Origin of the sequence: Oceanobacillus senegalensis (assembly GCF_900176885.1) — a bacterium.
Lineage (GTDB): Bacteria > Bacillota > Bacilli > Bacillales > Amphibacillaceae > Oceanobacillus > Oceanobacillus senegalensis.
This window is the reverse complement of record NZ_LT839648.1, coordinates 715,825-731,008: the sequence shown is the minus strand read 5'-3', so window position 1 is coordinate 731,008 and position 15,184 is coordinate 715,825. Positions and strand designations below refer to the sequence as shown.

16 protein-coding genes are annotated in these 15,184 nt (G+C 35.6%); 5 read left to right on the top strand and 11 right to left on the bottom strand.

Annotation, left to right across the window (positions count from 1 at the left end):
• Positions 1-76: 76 nt before the first annotated feature.
• Together CAO17_RS03405 and CAO17_RS03400 are read right to left on the bottom strand one after the other, a co-directional pair.
• Positions 77-715 (bottom strand): PspA/IM30 family protein, encoded by a 639-nt coding sequence (locus CAO17_RS03405; RefSeq protein WP_085991419.1) that lies wholly within the window; start codon positions 713-715, stop codon positions 77-79.
• A 23-nt stretch (positions 716-738) separates the two neighbouring features.
• Positions 739-1,089, bottom strand: a complete 351-nt coding sequence (locus CAO17_RS03400) for a lmo0954 family membrane protein (RefSeq protein ID WP_085991418.1) — start codon at positions 1,087-1,089, stop codon at positions 739-741.
• Between the two features lie 311 nt (positions 1,090-1,400).
• Between CAO17_RS03400 and CAO17_RS03395 the strand changes: the two genes are divergently transcribed.
• Positions 1,401-2,324, top strand: coding sequence for a DMT family transporter (locus tag CAO17_RS03395; protein ID WP_085991417.1), 924 nt, complete (start codon positions 1,401-1,403; stop codon positions 2,322-2,324).
• A 58-nt stretch (positions 2,325-2,382) separates the two neighbouring features.
• Here CAO17_RS03395 and CAO17_RS03390 read toward each other — a convergent pair whose 3' ends face one another.
• The 3 genes from CAO17_RS03390 to CAO17_RS03380 form a co-directional block, all read right to left on the bottom strand.
• Entirely contained in the window at positions 2,383-3,369 is a 987-nt protein-coding gene (locus tag CAO17_RS03390) for an LLM class flavin-dependent oxidoreductase (protein WP_085994392.1), read from the bottom strand.
• Between the two features lie 87 nt (positions 3,370-3,456).
• Positions 3,457-4,512, bottom strand: a complete 1,056-nt coding sequence (locus CAO17_RS03385) for a M42 family metallopeptidase (protein WP_085991416.1) — start codon at positions 4,510-4,512, stop codon at positions 3,457-3,459.
• A gap of 203 nt (positions 4,513-4,715) precedes the next feature.
• On the bottom strand, positions 4,716-5,300 hold the full coding sequence (locus tag CAO17_RS03380; RefSeq protein ID WP_085991415.1) for a DUF1836 domain-containing protein: 585 nt from the start codon (positions 5,298-5,300) through the stop codon (positions 4,716-4,718).
• A 145-nt stretch (positions 5,301-5,445) separates the two neighbouring features.
• On the opposite strand from CAO17_RS03380, the gene trhA reads away from it, so the two are divergent.
• On the top strand, positions 5,446-6,096 hold the full coding sequence (gene trhA / locus CAO17_RS03375; RefSeq protein WP_085991414.1) for a PAQR family membrane homeostasis protein TrhA: 651 nt from the start codon (positions 5,446-5,448) through the stop codon (positions 6,094-6,096).
• Positions 6,097-6,228: 132 nt separating this feature from the next.
• On the opposite strand, the gene CAO17_RS03370 is transcribed toward trhA, so the two are convergent.
• Both CAO17_RS03370 and CAO17_RS03365 read right to left on the bottom strand, forming a co-directional pair.
• Positions 6,229-6,465: a hypothetical protein gene (locus CAO17_RS03370; protein ID WP_085991413.1), complete on the bottom strand. Its 237-nt coding sequence runs from the start codon at positions 6,463-6,465 to the stop codon at positions 6,229-6,231.
• Entirely contained in the window at positions 6,455-6,928 is a 474-nt protein-coding gene (locus CAO17_RS03365) for a hypothetical protein (RefSeq protein WP_085991412.1), read from the bottom strand. Before CAO17_RS03365 ends, CAO17_RS03370 begins: the two co-directional genes overlap by 11 nt.
• A gap of 297 nt (positions 6,929-7,225) precedes the next feature.
• Between CAO17_RS03365 and cydD the strand changes: the two genes are divergently transcribed.
• Positions 7,226-8,950, top strand: coding sequence for a thiol reductant ABC exporter subunit CydD (gene cydD, locus CAO17_RS03360; protein ID WP_085991411.1), 1,725 nt, complete (start codon positions 7,226-7,228; stop codon positions 8,948-8,950).
• Between the two features lie 2 nt (positions 8,951-8,952).
• A complete protein-coding gene (gene cydC, locus CAO17_RS03355; RefSeq protein WP_085991410.1) occupies positions 8,953-10,680 on the top strand; it encodes a thiol reductant ABC exporter subunit CydC in 1,728 nt (575 codons plus the stop codon).
• A 94-nt stretch (positions 10,681-10,774) separates the two neighbouring features.
• Here cydC and cydS read toward each other — a convergent pair whose 3' ends face one another.
• The 4 genes from cydS to CAO17_RS21845 form a co-directional block, all read right to left on the bottom strand.
• On the bottom strand, positions 10,775-10,873 hold the full coding sequence (gene cydS, locus CAO17_RS22070; RefSeq protein ID WP_425435863.1) for a cytochrome bd oxidase small subunit CydS family protein: 99 nt from the start codon (positions 10,871-10,873) through the stop codon (positions 10,775-10,777).
• A gap of 11 nt (positions 10,874-10,884) precedes the next feature.
• Positions 10,885-11,901, bottom strand: a complete 1,017-nt coding sequence (locus CAO17_RS03350; protein ID WP_085991409.1) for a cytochrome d ubiquinol oxidase subunit II — start codon at positions 11,899-11,901, stop codon at positions 10,885-10,887.
• Entirely contained in the window at positions 11,898-13,241 is a 1,344-nt protein-coding gene (locus tag CAO17_RS03345) for a cytochrome ubiquinol oxidase subunit I (protein WP_085991408.1), read from the bottom strand. Before CAO17_RS03345 ends, CAO17_RS03350 begins: the two co-directional genes overlap by 4 nt.
• A 420-nt stretch (positions 13,242-13,661) precedes the next feature.
• Positions 13,662-13,787 (bottom strand): thioredoxin domain-containing protein, encoded by a 126-nt coding sequence (locus CAO17_RS21845; RefSeq protein WP_281252909.1) that lies wholly within the window; start codon positions 13,785-13,787, stop codon positions 13,662-13,664.
• A gap of 135 nt (positions 13,788-13,922) precedes the next feature.
• Here CAO17_RS21845 and CAO17_RS03340 point away from each other — a divergent pair, with 135 nt between their 5' ends.
• Positions 13,923-15,113 carry an ABC transporter substrate-binding protein gene (locus tag CAO17_RS03340; RefSeq protein WP_085991407.1) on the top strand — a complete coding sequence of 397 codons (1,191 nt, stop codon included), beginning with the start codon at positions 13,923-13,925 and terminating at the stop codon, positions 15,111-15,113.
• The last annotated feature ends 71 nt before the right edge of the window (positions 15,114-15,184 follow it).

The window sequence follows — 15,184 nt, the reverse complement described above, 5'->3', positions numbered from 1 at the left end:
ACAAATGAAATACAGGCGCAATTTACGCCTGTATAAGTATATCATGTTTCATAATTGCGCTGCATGGTGTAGTGAATTATTCATTCACAGTTTCTTTTTTATTTAGTTCCTTCTCTAAGTTTGCAATCTTGCTATCAAATGTACTCCTATAATAGGAACTATTTACTTTATACTCTAATCCATCAATATAACGTTCTAATTCCGCAAACTTGGAAAAAGGTTTTTCTGCCACATCCTCCAGTACCTTATTGATTTGCGAGCTTGCATGAGCAATATTTTCTCTACCCATTAATTCCATTCTTCTTAAATGCATATCCTTTAAGCGGTGCTTCATTTCTTCATATTTTTGTTCAAGATTTTCTAACTGTTCTTGTGCATCTATTCGAGAAGCATCCATTCGATTAGCACGCGTTTGGTATTCCTCATGCTCCTTAATAGCAAATTGATATAAGTCCTCTTCTTCGGACTTCTCTGCAATTTGAGCCTGTTTTTGACGCTTATCAGCCATTTCTTTTGCATGATAATATTCTTTTGTAAACTCATCTTTTAATTTATATTGACGCTCAATTAGTCTGCGCACTTTTTCTTTTTCCTGCTCTGCCTGCCTTAAGTATTGGTTCAACGCTTTAATCGGATGTTTTTGTTCCTTTTTATCTAATACATCATGTAAGTCCGCTTCAATAGATTCCTTAATTCTAGTAAAAAGATTTGCCATTTAAATCCTGCTCCTTTAATAAATTATTTATTTAACTCTGCCCACTGACGTTCGAAATTAGTAAATGGGTCATCATCTTTCATATCAGATACCACGATATCATCATCTTTCTTCCAATTCTTCCAGATGAGATATAGTGCATATGCAGCGGCCACACCAATGACAGCATATATATTTGAAAAAGCAATGCTCGCAACAATCAACCCAAGAATGATCCAGCCAATTTTTCCTACTGTAGAATCACTCCTCACAAATTTCTTAAAAATGATATATAGCAACCATAAGCTTAGCCCAAGTATTACCATTGGACCGAGGTTAGCTAATAAAATGATAAGAGCTACTAAACCTCCAACAAATAACATAAACTTTCTCATGTATTTGCCTCCTTTCTTTATCTTGATTCCATCATACCGAGAAAATGAGCTTCTTATAATGAGCCTGAGAGATATTTTGATATAAGACTTGAGGCGTATAAACAGATAAGCCTGGAAGAAAAACAGGTGATTATCTGGAGGAGGATTGGACAGTTCTATGGGCGTATGGTCAAACACATTCACGCTGCTTATTAGCAACAAATTGACATTTCCTCTCACCAACGAGAACTGTCCCTACAAAACAACTATTACTCTTTTCGAGGAAAGATGTTAAAGTGGGAGTAGATGGTTATTTAAAGGGGGAAATCTATATGTATCCTTATATATTAATGGTTCTTGTTGTTATCATCTATGCAGGGAATATTTTAGTAGGTAAAGCAATCAATGATTTGCCCCCCTTTACGATTGCCTTTTTCCGTTTATTAGTTGCTTTTATTGCGTTACTGCCATTTGGTTTGAAACAAGCACAAGAAAAATGGTCATTATTTCCAGAATATAAGAAGCCTATCTTAATCATGTCCTTAACGGGGGTAACCTTTTTTAATACATTCATCTACGGGGCATTACAATTTACTAGCGCAACGAATGTTTCCGTATTAGAATCATCCATACCAGTTCTTACCGTCATTTTAAGTGCGATTATTTTAAAGGAAAAACTTCTTAAAGTACAGTGGATTGGTGTTGTTCTTTCCTTTCTTGGTGCAATTTGGGTTATTTTGGATGGAAAATTGTTGCTACTTGCATCCACCGCTTGGAACATCGGGGATGGAATTATGATTGGAGCAATCGTATGCTGGTCTATCTATTCCATTTACGTAAAACAATATATGCAATTATTTCCATCTTTTGGAGCTCCTTTCATAATGACAGGCATTTCCGTCCTTGCATTATTACCATTTGTCGCAATTGAATGGATTACATATGGAATACCAACATTTCAAATTCCAAGTCATATTTTAGGGCTATTGTTCCTAGGCATTTTTCCATCCTTTATTGCACTTGTATTCTATAATCGAGCGGTTACTTTATTAGGCCCTTCTCATGCTTCTGTATTTTTGAATTTCTTACCCGTTGTAACTATTATAGGTGCATTTCTTTGGTTAGGAGAAACGATTACCCTATTACAAATCATCGGTTCCGCCTTTGTTATTTTCGGTGTCATGTTAACGACACAGTTTGGTCAAGAACAGAAAAAGAAGAATGAGAGAAAACAAGATGATAAATTAAGTGTCTAGTAGGTAGAGAAAAGAATATACCAAAAATGCTTGGGATAAATATTACCCAAGCATTTTTCTATAATCCAAATTCTTTTGCAAGTAATTCATACGATTTTTTTCTTGCTTCATAACTATACGTAATGGTAACAATCATAAATTCATCAACTTGATAAGCCTTCTGTAAGTTCTCCAGTTCTGCTCGTACTTCCTTTGGACTTCCAATAATTTGATTCTGTTTTATTTTCTCCATTTTTTCCATATCTTCATCAGAATAATGATATGCCTCTGCTTCTTCAATGGAGGGAATACCAAGTTCCGCTTCCCCCTTATCCTGTAAAACCTTCCAAAGCTGATTACTCTTCGCAAGTTCCTCTGCTTTCTCCGTGGTTTCTGCACAAACCACAGATACCGCAACCAAAGCATGTGGAATTCCACTTGAAAATTGTTCATAATAACTTTTTACAATTTCAGGACCATTCTTATCGCTCATGAAATGTCCAAATACATAGGCTAGTCCTTTTTCAACTGCAAGGCGGGCACTTTTTTTACTTGTCCCTAATATCCATGGAACTGGAGGTATTTCGGGTACAGGGCTTGGGGCTATTTTCGAGTACATATGATCCTCAGGAAAATTATCATATAAAAAGTTCAACAACTCATCGACTAATTCTGGATATTTTCGTACCTGTTCCAAAAAATTACCCGCAAGTGCAATCGAAGTTTCAGCGGTTCCACCTGGTGCACGCCCAATTCCCAAATCAACTCGTTTAGGATACAGTGTTGCTAATTCATTGTACCTTTCTGCTATGTGAAAAGAACTATAGTTTGGAAGCAATACTGCCCCAGAACCTATACGAATACGATTTGTTTGTGAACCGATAATTCCAAGTAAAATATCGGGTGCTGGGGAAGCTAATCCAGATAAGTTATGGTGTTCGGCTACCCAATACCTGCTAAAACCAAGTTTATCCGCCATTTTAGCAAGTTCAATCGTAGCTTCCAACGCTTCTTTTGCTGTTCCTCCTTTTGAAATTGGTGATTGATCTAAAATACTAAGTTTCACCAAAGCTCCACTTCCTTTTAATAAAATCAGGTTCTTTTTCTTAACAAAATTCAAGAAAAAGAACCTACCAAAACTACTAAGTTCGCATTATATAGAAAGCATTTCAGATTGCACATAATAATAAAGCAAATTCTCTGTAGCTTTTAGCGAATCCTCATGTGTTCGTTCAAATGCATGAGAAGAGTCAATTCCAGGACCGATTAATCCATGAACGATATCATGCCCTGCACGAATAGCTGCAGAAGCATCGGATCCGTAATATGGATAAATATCCAATTTGTATTCAACATTATGCTGCTTGGCCAATTCTACTAGATGTTTTCTTAATTCATAATGATAAGGGCCACTAGCATCTTTTACACAAATCGAAACCGTATATTCATCTGTTGATTGACCATCACCAATAGCACCCATATCTACCGCAAGATACTCAATGGTTTCTGGTGTAATATTAGAATTTCCACCATAGCCAATTTCTTCATTATTGGAAATTAGAAAGTGAGTTGTATGTGGAAGCGTAATGTTTTCCTCTTTTAAACGTTTAATTAATTGCAATATGATGCCCACACTCGCTTTATCATCCAAATGACGCGATTTAATAAAACCATTATCAGTTAATTGTACACGTGGATCAAAGGAAACAAAATCACCAACTTCGATTCCCAATTCCCTTATATCATCTGCATTTTTTACTTTTGCATCCAAGCGTACCTCCATATTTTCCTGATTCCGTTTCGCATCTCCTGCATTTTTATATACATGGACAGAAGTCTGATGCATCAAAATGGTACCCGTATATGTTTTCCCATTCGATGTATGTATTTCGCAATATTCTCCTTCAATCGAATTGTAACGAAATCCTCCAATAAGATCTAGGCGTAATCGACCATTTTTCTTAACCTCTTTAACCATCGCACCCAATGTATCAACATGGGCTGTTAAAAGACGATGCTTTTTATCATTCTCCCCTGGTAAAGTAGCGATTAATCCACCCTTGTTATTTCTCTTGGTTTCAACATGTAAATCTTTTAAAAAGTCTTCTACAAATTGAATTGCTCTTGACGTATACCCAGAAGGGCTTGGTATGGATACTAGTTGTTTTATCAGTTCCTTTGTTTCAGTCACATTAGGATATGTACTCAATATTCCTGCTCCCTTCGAATTCCATTCTTAGTGTATCGCTTTTATCCATAACTAATAAAATAAAGATTAATCAGCGAAATTTTTTCTACCACCACTAACTTTTACTTAAACAAAGATGTATTTAGCAGCAGTGTCCTCACTTAATATTCTCAAATTCATCACCATTTTTAAAGTAGAGGGTATTACCGCCGCATTTAACTGATTTATTTTCCTTTCTCTTCTTGCTCGTGTATCTCTATGTCATCTACTATTTTTTCGGCAGCTTTTCTGTAAACATTACTCATATGCGCAAATGACGCTACTAATAGTAACTGCTTGATATATTGGCTATCCTTTTCATCTGGTATTTCATCATTTATTTCCTGATCCATTTGATTACTATCTTTATAAAATCGATTAACATTTCGCTCATTCATAGCAACGTAGCTTTTATAAAGATCTTCAAGTTCGAATCCTTGTTCCGTTATTTTTAGATTTAGTCTTGCTAATGTTTGTTTAATATCATTAATGGATAATGTACTCTTCATTTGATAAATCATACTAATTAGCATGATGTGTTCTTTGGCATATTTTTTATTCTTTACGGGAAAAAATAACTTACCCTTTGCGTAGTTGTTAATCATTGTTTTCGTTAAAATTTTTTCATTTTCATTCCGTTTAGTTGTAGCATATTTATTTTCAAATAGCTGAATCACTTGATCCATGTATAAATCTAAATCTGGTATTTCATCCACTGTTAAATGGGTATCAAGATTTAGTTCCTTCATTAATTCTCGTAGATTTTCCATTTATATAGAACTCCAATTACACTAATTTTTCTTTAATTATACTTTATTGTATTCATCAAAGTAAACCTTGACTACATATTAAAATGTATGTATGATTATCATATAGTTTTTGAAACTACATACAAAACTGAAAGGTTGATAATTTTTGAACACTTATATTCGGGAGCCTATTAATGCTTTAACACACTTAATTGGAGCGATTTTAGCATTATTCGGACTAGTTGCCTTAATTGTGAAAGCTGCAACGACAACCAATTCTGCACTAGTTATTACGGCGGTTGTTATTTTTGGCGTCAGCATGATTTTGTTATACTCAGCATCAGCTACTTATCATATGGTGATTGCTAAAGAGCGTGTCATTTCTTATTTACGCAAAATTGATCACTCTATGATTTTCGTTCTCATAGCAGGAACCTATACACCTTTTTGTTTGATTTCCTTAAAAGGAACCACATTAGGATGGGTACTATTTTTTGTAGTAAATGGACTTGCTTTACTTGGTGTGATCTTTAAATTAACATGGTTCCATTCCCCACGTTGGATTTCTACTTCTATTTATCTTGGCATGGGATGGCTTGTTATTTTCTTTACCGGTCAACTTGTACCAGCACTTGGAGTTGGCGGCATGACCTTCCTCATATTAGGCGGTGCCTTCTACACCATTGGGGGAATTATTTACGGATTTAAACCAACATTTCTTCAATTTCGCAACTGGGGCTTCCACGAGATTTTCCATATTTTCATTATGTTTGGAAGCCTGTTTCACTTTATATGTATTTACGGATATGTTTTATAACTTACCATAAGAGGTTGGTATATAACCAAAGTATATAGTTTAAAGGACAAAAATGCACCAACCATGTTTCGAATGTCACTTTGAGTTATCCCAGCCTCTTATCTCTTATCATGATGGAACACTTTTATTGCCTCATAGATTTCCATACTGTTCAATTAATTGAATACGTTCTATTTCCATATTTTCCAATTCTATTTTCCCTTTTTCTAGACGCGCTCTCAAACCAGATATAATATCATTCACTTCAGTCTGCTTCGAACGTACCTCTGCTAGTGAATCGTTTATTCTCTCCTGAACTAAGTAATCCGAAAAGAATCCATCTGGGAAGAAATCTGCAAATTTTAACAATCCGGAGATATCAATATGCACATCTAGTTCTTCCTGTACATCCAATAACTCTTTTTGAATAGATCTCATACTTCTTACTTTGTTTCATGATATTTTCTTTTTCCAACAATATTTGCTGATAGTCTTTTTCTACATTTCCTATTATTCCTATCTTATTTTGAAGTACTTCTATCTCTAGTTCGACTTCCATTTTTGCCTTCTTCGCTTCTTCTAATCGTAACTGAGCAGTGATAACTTCTTGTTTTTCTTTTTCCAGTTTTTCTTCCTTCTGACCGATTAACGTCTGTATCAGATTGGTCACACTAATTCCCTTTAATTTTTCTACATCCTTACTTTCTTCATCAAGTTGAACAGATAAATCCTGAATCGTTTTCTTTATTTCGATTCGTTCATTCTCATAATCCATCAACTGACCTTGCCATTTATGTTTCTTCCGTACTTTACCTTTTACTTCAATAAGCTTTTCATTCTTTCTATTCACCATTTTTATTCCTCCTTGTCTTTTATACGAATGTAAGTAAAAAATGTTTCTTGATACGACTTAAAATTTAGTAATTTTCGTTCCCATGTTGCTTTTAAATAACGCGGTCTATTATATTTATTTTCTAACCAAATAAGAAAATTCAGCTTACAATAGAAGGAAAATGACAGTTATGTTAACACAGCCCCATTTCATTTACTCTCCTTTCCTCATGATGTATAATTATGTGAACAACTTCACTTAGGAAAATGGAATTTTTATATAAAGCATGTTAAAAAAATGCCGAGGAGGAAAATATAGATGGCGAAGCTAAAGGAATTGGCTTATGAACAAAAAAATAGACTCGTTTCTTTAGTTATTCTTGCATTTTTATCAGGTCTAACCGTTATTACACAAGCTTATTTATTCGTTATGGTTGTGGATCGTATTTTTTTAAAACAGGGCAGTTTTTCTAATATCGTCTCTATACTAATCGGATTACTGGCCATACTCTTTTTACGAACCTTCTTTCATTACTTAAGTGGTAGAACTGGAATCAAAATAGCTTCGATGGTAAAACATGATTTGAGAAAGACTCTATTACATAAATTTTCGAATGACCCTATGCAAGCATCACTACAAGGACAATCGGGTCAAAAAGTAAGCGTATTAATGGATACAATTGACGAGATTGACAGTTATTTTAGTAGTTATATTCCACAAGTCATTCAAGCTTCTGTTATTCCAATCATGATTGTCGTCTTTATTTTTACACAGCATTTTGCGACTGGTCTGATTATGGTCATTACAGCACCCTTTATCCCCATTTTCATGGCAATCATTGGTTTCAATACAAAAGATAAATCAGAGGAACAAATGGATAAAATGGCAGCTTTTTCGGGGAAATTTCTTGATACATTACAAGGACTTACGACACTAAAACTATTTGGACGTTCCAATGAACAAAAAAAGGCCATTCTGAAAAGCAGTCTTGATTTTCGTGATGCTACGATGGAGGTACTAAAAATCGCTTTTACTAACTCATTAGCATTGGAGTTTATCTCCATGCTAAGTATTGGAATCATTGCTTTAGAAGTAGCCATTCGTTTAATTATTTTTCAAGATATTTCCTTCTTTACAGCATTTTTGATGTTAGTACTAGCCCCAGAATTTTATACCAAGTTAAAAGATTTAGGTAGTGCATTTCATACAGGTAGAGGTAGTATGGGGGCCGCTAAGAAGCTAGAACATGAATTAGAAGAAAATGTTCCAATGGTTTCATGGGGAAATGAGAACTTGAAAATGGCGACACCACCCATTATCACTCTAAAAGATGTCGGCTTTCGTTACAGAGAAAACTCCTTTGCATTACAACATATTGAAACCGAAATACATCCCTATGAACAGGTTGCTATTGTGGGTAAGACAGGTGCAGGAAAAACTACGCTATTACATGTAATTGCAGGGCTAGTACCGTTATCAGAAGGTAAAATAGAAGTAGATGGAAGATCACTATCAAACTATAAAGAGAAAGATTGGTTTGATCAATTAAGCTATATCTCACAAAATCCCTATCTCTTTTCAGGAACGATTTCTGAAAATATAGCGATTGGTAGACAAAGGGTAGCCCCCAGAGAAGAAATTGAACAAGCTGCTAAGAAAGCAGGTATCTCTGAACTTGTTGAAACCCTTGAAAAAGGCTATGATACACCGATAGGAGAGGCCGGCAGAGGGCTTTCTGGTGGAGAGAAGCAACGAATTGCATTAGCTAGAGCATTTCTTAAAAAACCATCTATCATTCTTTTTGATGAACCTACAACTGGACTAGACTTGCAGACAGAGCGTATTTTGCAGTCTTCTATCAAAGAACTATCGACGCATTCCACCGTTATCACCGTTGCTCATAGACTCCATACCATCCAAAATGCAGATAACATTCTGATTATGGAAAATGGAAAACTATTAGCCTCTGGAACCCATCAAGACCTTATGCAGACAGTAGAAGCTTATCAAAGTATGGTCATAGCACAACAAGGAGGTTTCTGAGAATGAGAGATTTAGCCATCGTAATGAGAGTGTTGCTCATGGAAAAGAAAGATATCTTACTATCTATCCTCTTTGGATTTATTGCAGGAATAACTGCTGTTGGATTATTCTCATCCAGTGGTTATTTAATATCTAAATCGGCATTGGCACCTCCTATTTATACATTAATCATACTTGTATCGGTGGTGAAACTTTTGGGAATCATCTCGGCTATAAGTCGCTACGGGGAACGCTACTTCTCTCATCGCGCGACGTTTACGATGCTTAGCTATTTGAGGGTTTCTTTTTATGAAAGGCTTGAGCCAAAAGCACCGAGAATCTTCCAAAAGTATCGAAGCGGGGATCTTTTAGCACGTATTGTTGGGGATGTAGAAACACTGCAAAACTTCTTTTTACGTGTTTTTTATCCCCCCATCGTAATAATCCTTGTTTGCTTATGTACGTTTCTATTTACGGCATACTATTCTATCTATATCGCAATGATTTTAATCATCGGATTGATTCTAACTGTTTTTATCGTACCTACCCTATTCGCTTTAAAACAAAGAAACATCAACCGTAATGTGAGACTGATGCGTGGAAAATTATCTACAGACGCCACTGAATTTCTCTATGGTTTTCGCGATTTAAAAATGTATCAGCAGCTAAAAAGGAAGGAAGAAGAACTTTATCAATCCTCTGATAGGTATATACAAGAGCAAGAAAAAGATGGGATTCATCAGTTGTTTAGCGAAGCTGTGAATACATTTGTATCCCTTTTTGTTTCATGGGTTGTGTTATTGGTCGGCGCTTATCTAGTGTCAGATGGCCAATTAGATGGTATTTTCCTTGCGATGCTTGTCATGATTTCATTAACTGTTTTTGAAAATACATCTTCCATGGCTGCTTTTTCCAGTCATTTAGAAGATAGTCGCCAAGCAGCAACGAGACTTGAATCAGTCGTTGGTAAAGAGTCGCTTGAAAAAGGGAAGAAGCATCAAATGGAACAGCTATCGCTTCATGATGCTCCTTCCATTGAAATAAAAAATATAACTTTTACGTTTCCTGGTGAATCTGACAGTACGCTAAAAAATATCTCCGCACTATTTCCAAAAGGTTCTAAAACAGCTATTGTAGGACCAAGTGGCTCAGGTAAATCGACAATCATGCAGCTATTATTAAGGATTTATCTGCCAGACCAGGGTGAGATTTGCTTTAACGGGAAACCCGTTAGAAGATTAGCAGAGGAAAGTATCTGGGAAAATACGAATGTCATTCTACAAGCTAATCACTTTTTTTACGGGACGATAAGAGATAATTTGTGCATTGCAAAAGATAACTTGGCAGATGAAGAAATGTTAAAAGTGTTGGAAAAAGTTAAGCTACAACATTTCTCATTAGATCATCAAGTACTAGAAAAAGGGGAAAATCTTTCTGGTGGCCAAAAGCAACGTCTAGCAATTGCCAGGGCTATGCTAAAAAATGCTCCCATTTGGTTATTAGATGAACCAACATCATCCATGGATGCTTTGACTGAGTCTGTTATAAACCATCACCTCTTCCAACAAGCGAAAAATGACACGTTCATTCTTATAAGCCATCGTTTAACAGGGCTTGAAAGGATGGATCAAATCATCGTGATGGAAAAGGGCGTAGTAGTTGAAAAAGGTACGTTCAATGAATTAATGGATAAAAAAGGATATTTTTATGAAATGAAACAAATTGAGAAAAGTGTTTTTCTATCAGAATAAAGAAAAGATATGGCTCCTTATCGTAATTTACATAACGATAAGGAGCCACCCATGTAGCTGACTTGATAAGTTTGTTAGCTATTTTTATTCATTCTCAGGATACGGAATCATCCTCTAATGCTCCCCAGAACACAAGTGCTATAGAAATAACTAATATAATAAATGGGGCAACAAAGATTAGAAAATCATTCATGCATTTCCCCCCTATTTTTTATTTCCTTTTACATATTCTTTATCAAACAAAAATAATTTTACTAAAAGATAAAGAGAAGGAATAAGCAGTGCAAAACCCAAAATAAACACAACAACAAGTGAGATTGCCATTGCTTCATTTGTGAATCCTTCGTAAATCGTTAAATGGGGATACAACAAATATGGATAATGAGTAACACCGTATCCATAAAAAGCAAGTGCAAATTGCCCTATCATTAACCAAACAGCCATTCCATAACTTTTCCGTAACCAAATGAGTCCTGCTGTGGCGAGCCACAATAAGGAAGACAATCCAAATAACCACCACACATCTATAATCCGGTTAAAATGTTCTTGATTGTGGAAACTTAACTCGTAAACAATTCCACCAGCTGTAATAATTAATGGAACAGACCATATGAGTGTATATTTTCGCATGAGCTCTGTTGCCTCTTTATCTTCTGTTTTACTTGCATACCAAGTAAGAAACACAGCAGAAATATAAAGAACGGCAACAATACTCAAAATAACGATGGACCATGTCAATGGACTTGTAAACAAAGCCCAATAATCTAAGACAGGATTTCCATCCACTATCGAAACAAATCCACCTTCAGAGATAGTAAGTACAATAGATAATGATGCAGGAATTAGTAGCCCCGTTGCTCCGTACATAAGGGCATATCCCTTATGCCCCCTAGAACCATACGTTTCAAATGCATAATAGGAACCCCGTAAAGCCAATAGTATTAGTGCGATACTACCTGGAATAAGGAAGATTGTTCCAAAGAAATATGCAGTTTGTGGGAAAAATCCGACTATCCCTACAAAGAAAAATACAAAAAATACATTGGTTACCTCCCATACAGGAGATAAATATCGTTGGATAATTCTTGATAATATATGTTCTTTCTTTGTGATGATACTGTATGCGTTAAAGAATCCAGCACCATAATCAACGGAACCAACAATGATATAGCCGAATAAAAATGTCCAAAGTACCGTAATCCCTAGAATTTCCAAACTCATAATGGATCACCGCCTTGGTTGTATTTTGCTAGGTCTTTTTCAACTGGATTGTTCTTAAAAATTCGGCGAAGTACGATGACTGTACCGACTCCTAAAATGAAATACAGGCCCGCGAACATAACGAACATGAGCCCAACATAATCACTCGTTGTTGCAGCTTGATCAACCGTCATGATTCCTCGTAGTATCCATGGCTGCCGCCCGACTTCTGTAGCCCACCAACCTGCTTCTATTGCAAGGAAGGAAAGTGGTCCTCCAAGTACAATGAGCCACAGATACCATTTTGCTTTAACAAATTTCCATCCTCGTCTCATTCCCAACCAATAGAGGAGAGATAATCCAATCATAAATACACCAATTGTAACCATTGTATCGAAAAAGTAGTGTACAACAAGTGGTGGTGTTTCTTCTTTTGGAAACTCATTTAACCCGATTACTTCAGCCATTGGGTCCCCGTATGCTAAAATACTTAAGGCAAATGGAATTCGAATGGCGTATTTTGTTTCATGGTTTTCATCCAAGATACCGTATAGAAGTAATGGAGATGCTTCTTCTGTTTCAAAATGCCATTCAAATGCCGCTAATTTTTCTGGTTGGTATTCAGCTAAATATTTACCTGAGAAATCTCCAATTAAAGCTGTCGCAATGGAAAAAACTAGTCCAATTTTCATGGTCAAATGAAGAGACTTCTTATGATACATGTTGTCTGATCCTTTAATTAGTTTAAACGCAGCAATTGCTGCAAGCATAAATGCTGCTGTCATATATGCAGTGACAATAACATGTGATACCTTTGTAGGCATAGCGGCAGTAAACATTGCTGCTATTGGATTGGCATTAACCAATTCGCCATTAACCATATCAAATCCTGCTGGTGCATTCATGAACGAGTTTACAACCGTAATAAAATATGCGGAAGCTGTTGCTCCGATTGCAACCGGTATTAAAAGCAAAAAGTGTTTTCGTTGGTCATCAAATCGATCCCACGTATACACATAAATCCCCAAGAAGATGGCTTCAAAAAAGAACGCAAATACTTCCATAAAGAGTGGTAATGCAATAATATTTCCAGCAAGTTCCATAAAATTCGGCCAAAGAAGGGATAGTTGAAGACCAATTATAGTGCCTGTCACAACTCCAACTGCTACGGTAACAACAAACCCTCTTGCCCACCGTCTTGCCATTAAAATATAATGATTGTCGTTTTTTCTGATTCCAATCCACTGCGCAATCATAATCATGAGTGGGACCCCAACCCCTATGGTTGCGTAAATAATGTGGAAGGAAAGGGTGAGTAATGTCAGCATTCGACTAGCGAATACAGGGTCATCAAATAACAATTACGGTTCTCCTCCTTTACTCGTAGTGAGTACATCATTGTATACAGTCTAGTTTTCCCTATGTTCATGTTGTAAATGTAGGATATATCCATTGTAACCTTTATTTGCCTTACAAAGTGGGAGGCATATGACATTTCTATAAAAGATAATTGACATCTATGTGAATAAATCCCCCTAACCTTCTAGTGATACGTCATTATGTAACAATCTTTTGTATAATCACTCTTAGCTTAAATTACAACAATTTATACGAAAGGGGCCTATAAACATTATGTTATAGTTTACCTCTTTTTTACATTTACTATCACTATGATTCATCTCATATTTAACTTACATACATTTTTAGTGACTGATTGTGGCGAATGTTTTTCTCTAGTGATTATTGCAGATAAATTGTGCCACATATGCGGAGTTTTGAAACTAATCCTTGCTATAGGATTCAGGGTCTACAATTACTTCTTCATAATTAAAGGAGTCTAGAAAACTTTTTATCTTTCCATAGACAGGGCAAAAGCTTGATGTATATATCCTGACAGTTTGATTCATTTGCACATACCTCTTTTACTAATAGTTAACAGAATACGAATATTAAAACTGTCTAACCTGAATACACCATCTTATATTTATTGAATATAAAATAATTAGCTGACCTTTTTATTTAAATGTAGGAGGAAAAATGATATGAGAGAGGAAACAGAAATAAAAATTGGAGCCGTTTATCCTTTTACAGGCCCTCTAGCAAATGTTGGAGAGGATATTCGCCAGGCTATTAATTTGGCTGTTGATATAGTAAATAATCAATACGATTTACCTCTACCTTTAGCTCGTACTATCGGACTTCCTTTATTAAAAAATCAAAAAATTAAAGTGATTTATAAGGATTCTAAAGGAATACCGGCAATTGGTCGGGAAGAGGCTGAACGATTAATTGGAAAAGAGAAAGTTGTAGCATTAATTGGTTCTTATCAAAGTAGTGTAACTTTACAAGCTTCCTCAATAGCTGAAGCGAAAAAAGTTCCATTCTTAACCCCGGAAGCATCTGCACCTTCACTTACAGAAAGAAATTTTCAGTATTTTTTTAGAACAGCACCCAATGATCATTTATATACCAATCTTTTCTTAGAATTATTTCACTTTCTAAGATACAAGGGCATAGATATTACCAATTATGCTATTTTGACAGAGGATTCAATTTTTGGATTAGAAGCGGCTGCAATTGAAAATAATTTGATTCGAAAGTTTTCAGGTGAACTTGTTGACCTTGAAATGTATACTCCACCCACTACATCACTAATGGATGAACTGATAAGTATCCGAAATAGTAATGCACAAGTCGTTTTTGGGCATCAATTCCTTTCTGATGCTATACAAGTAGTTCAAAATCTAAAAACGTTAAATTGGTTTCCAGAAGGATTCGTTGTCCAAGATGCTGGTTACACCATACCTAAATTTTTGGAAGTGGTAGGAGAAGATAGCAATTACATTATTAGTCGCGTTGCTTGGGCACTCGGTTTGGGAAGAGTTAAACCAATTGTAACAAAAATCAATGAACTTTACCGCTCAAGATATAATGAAGATATGAATGAAACCAATGCACGAAGCTTTACAGGCTTGCTTGTCCTAGCAGATGCGATTAATCGAGCAGGGAGTATAAACAGAGATAAAATAAGAAGAGCCCTTCGTCATACCAACATTCCTGGAAACCATTTAATAATGCCATGGCAAGGCGTCCGCTTTGATTCAAATGGGCAAAACATACTAGCTGATGCATTATTGGCTCAAATTATCAATCAACAATATAAAATTATTTGGCCATTATCTGTTGCCGAAACAAAGGTCATATGGCCAGCACCATCATGGGAAAAGAGATAACATAGTCAATTTGTAAAAACAAGCTAGGTACTCAAAGAATCAAGCATAAAATTTCCTAAAATAAAATAAAG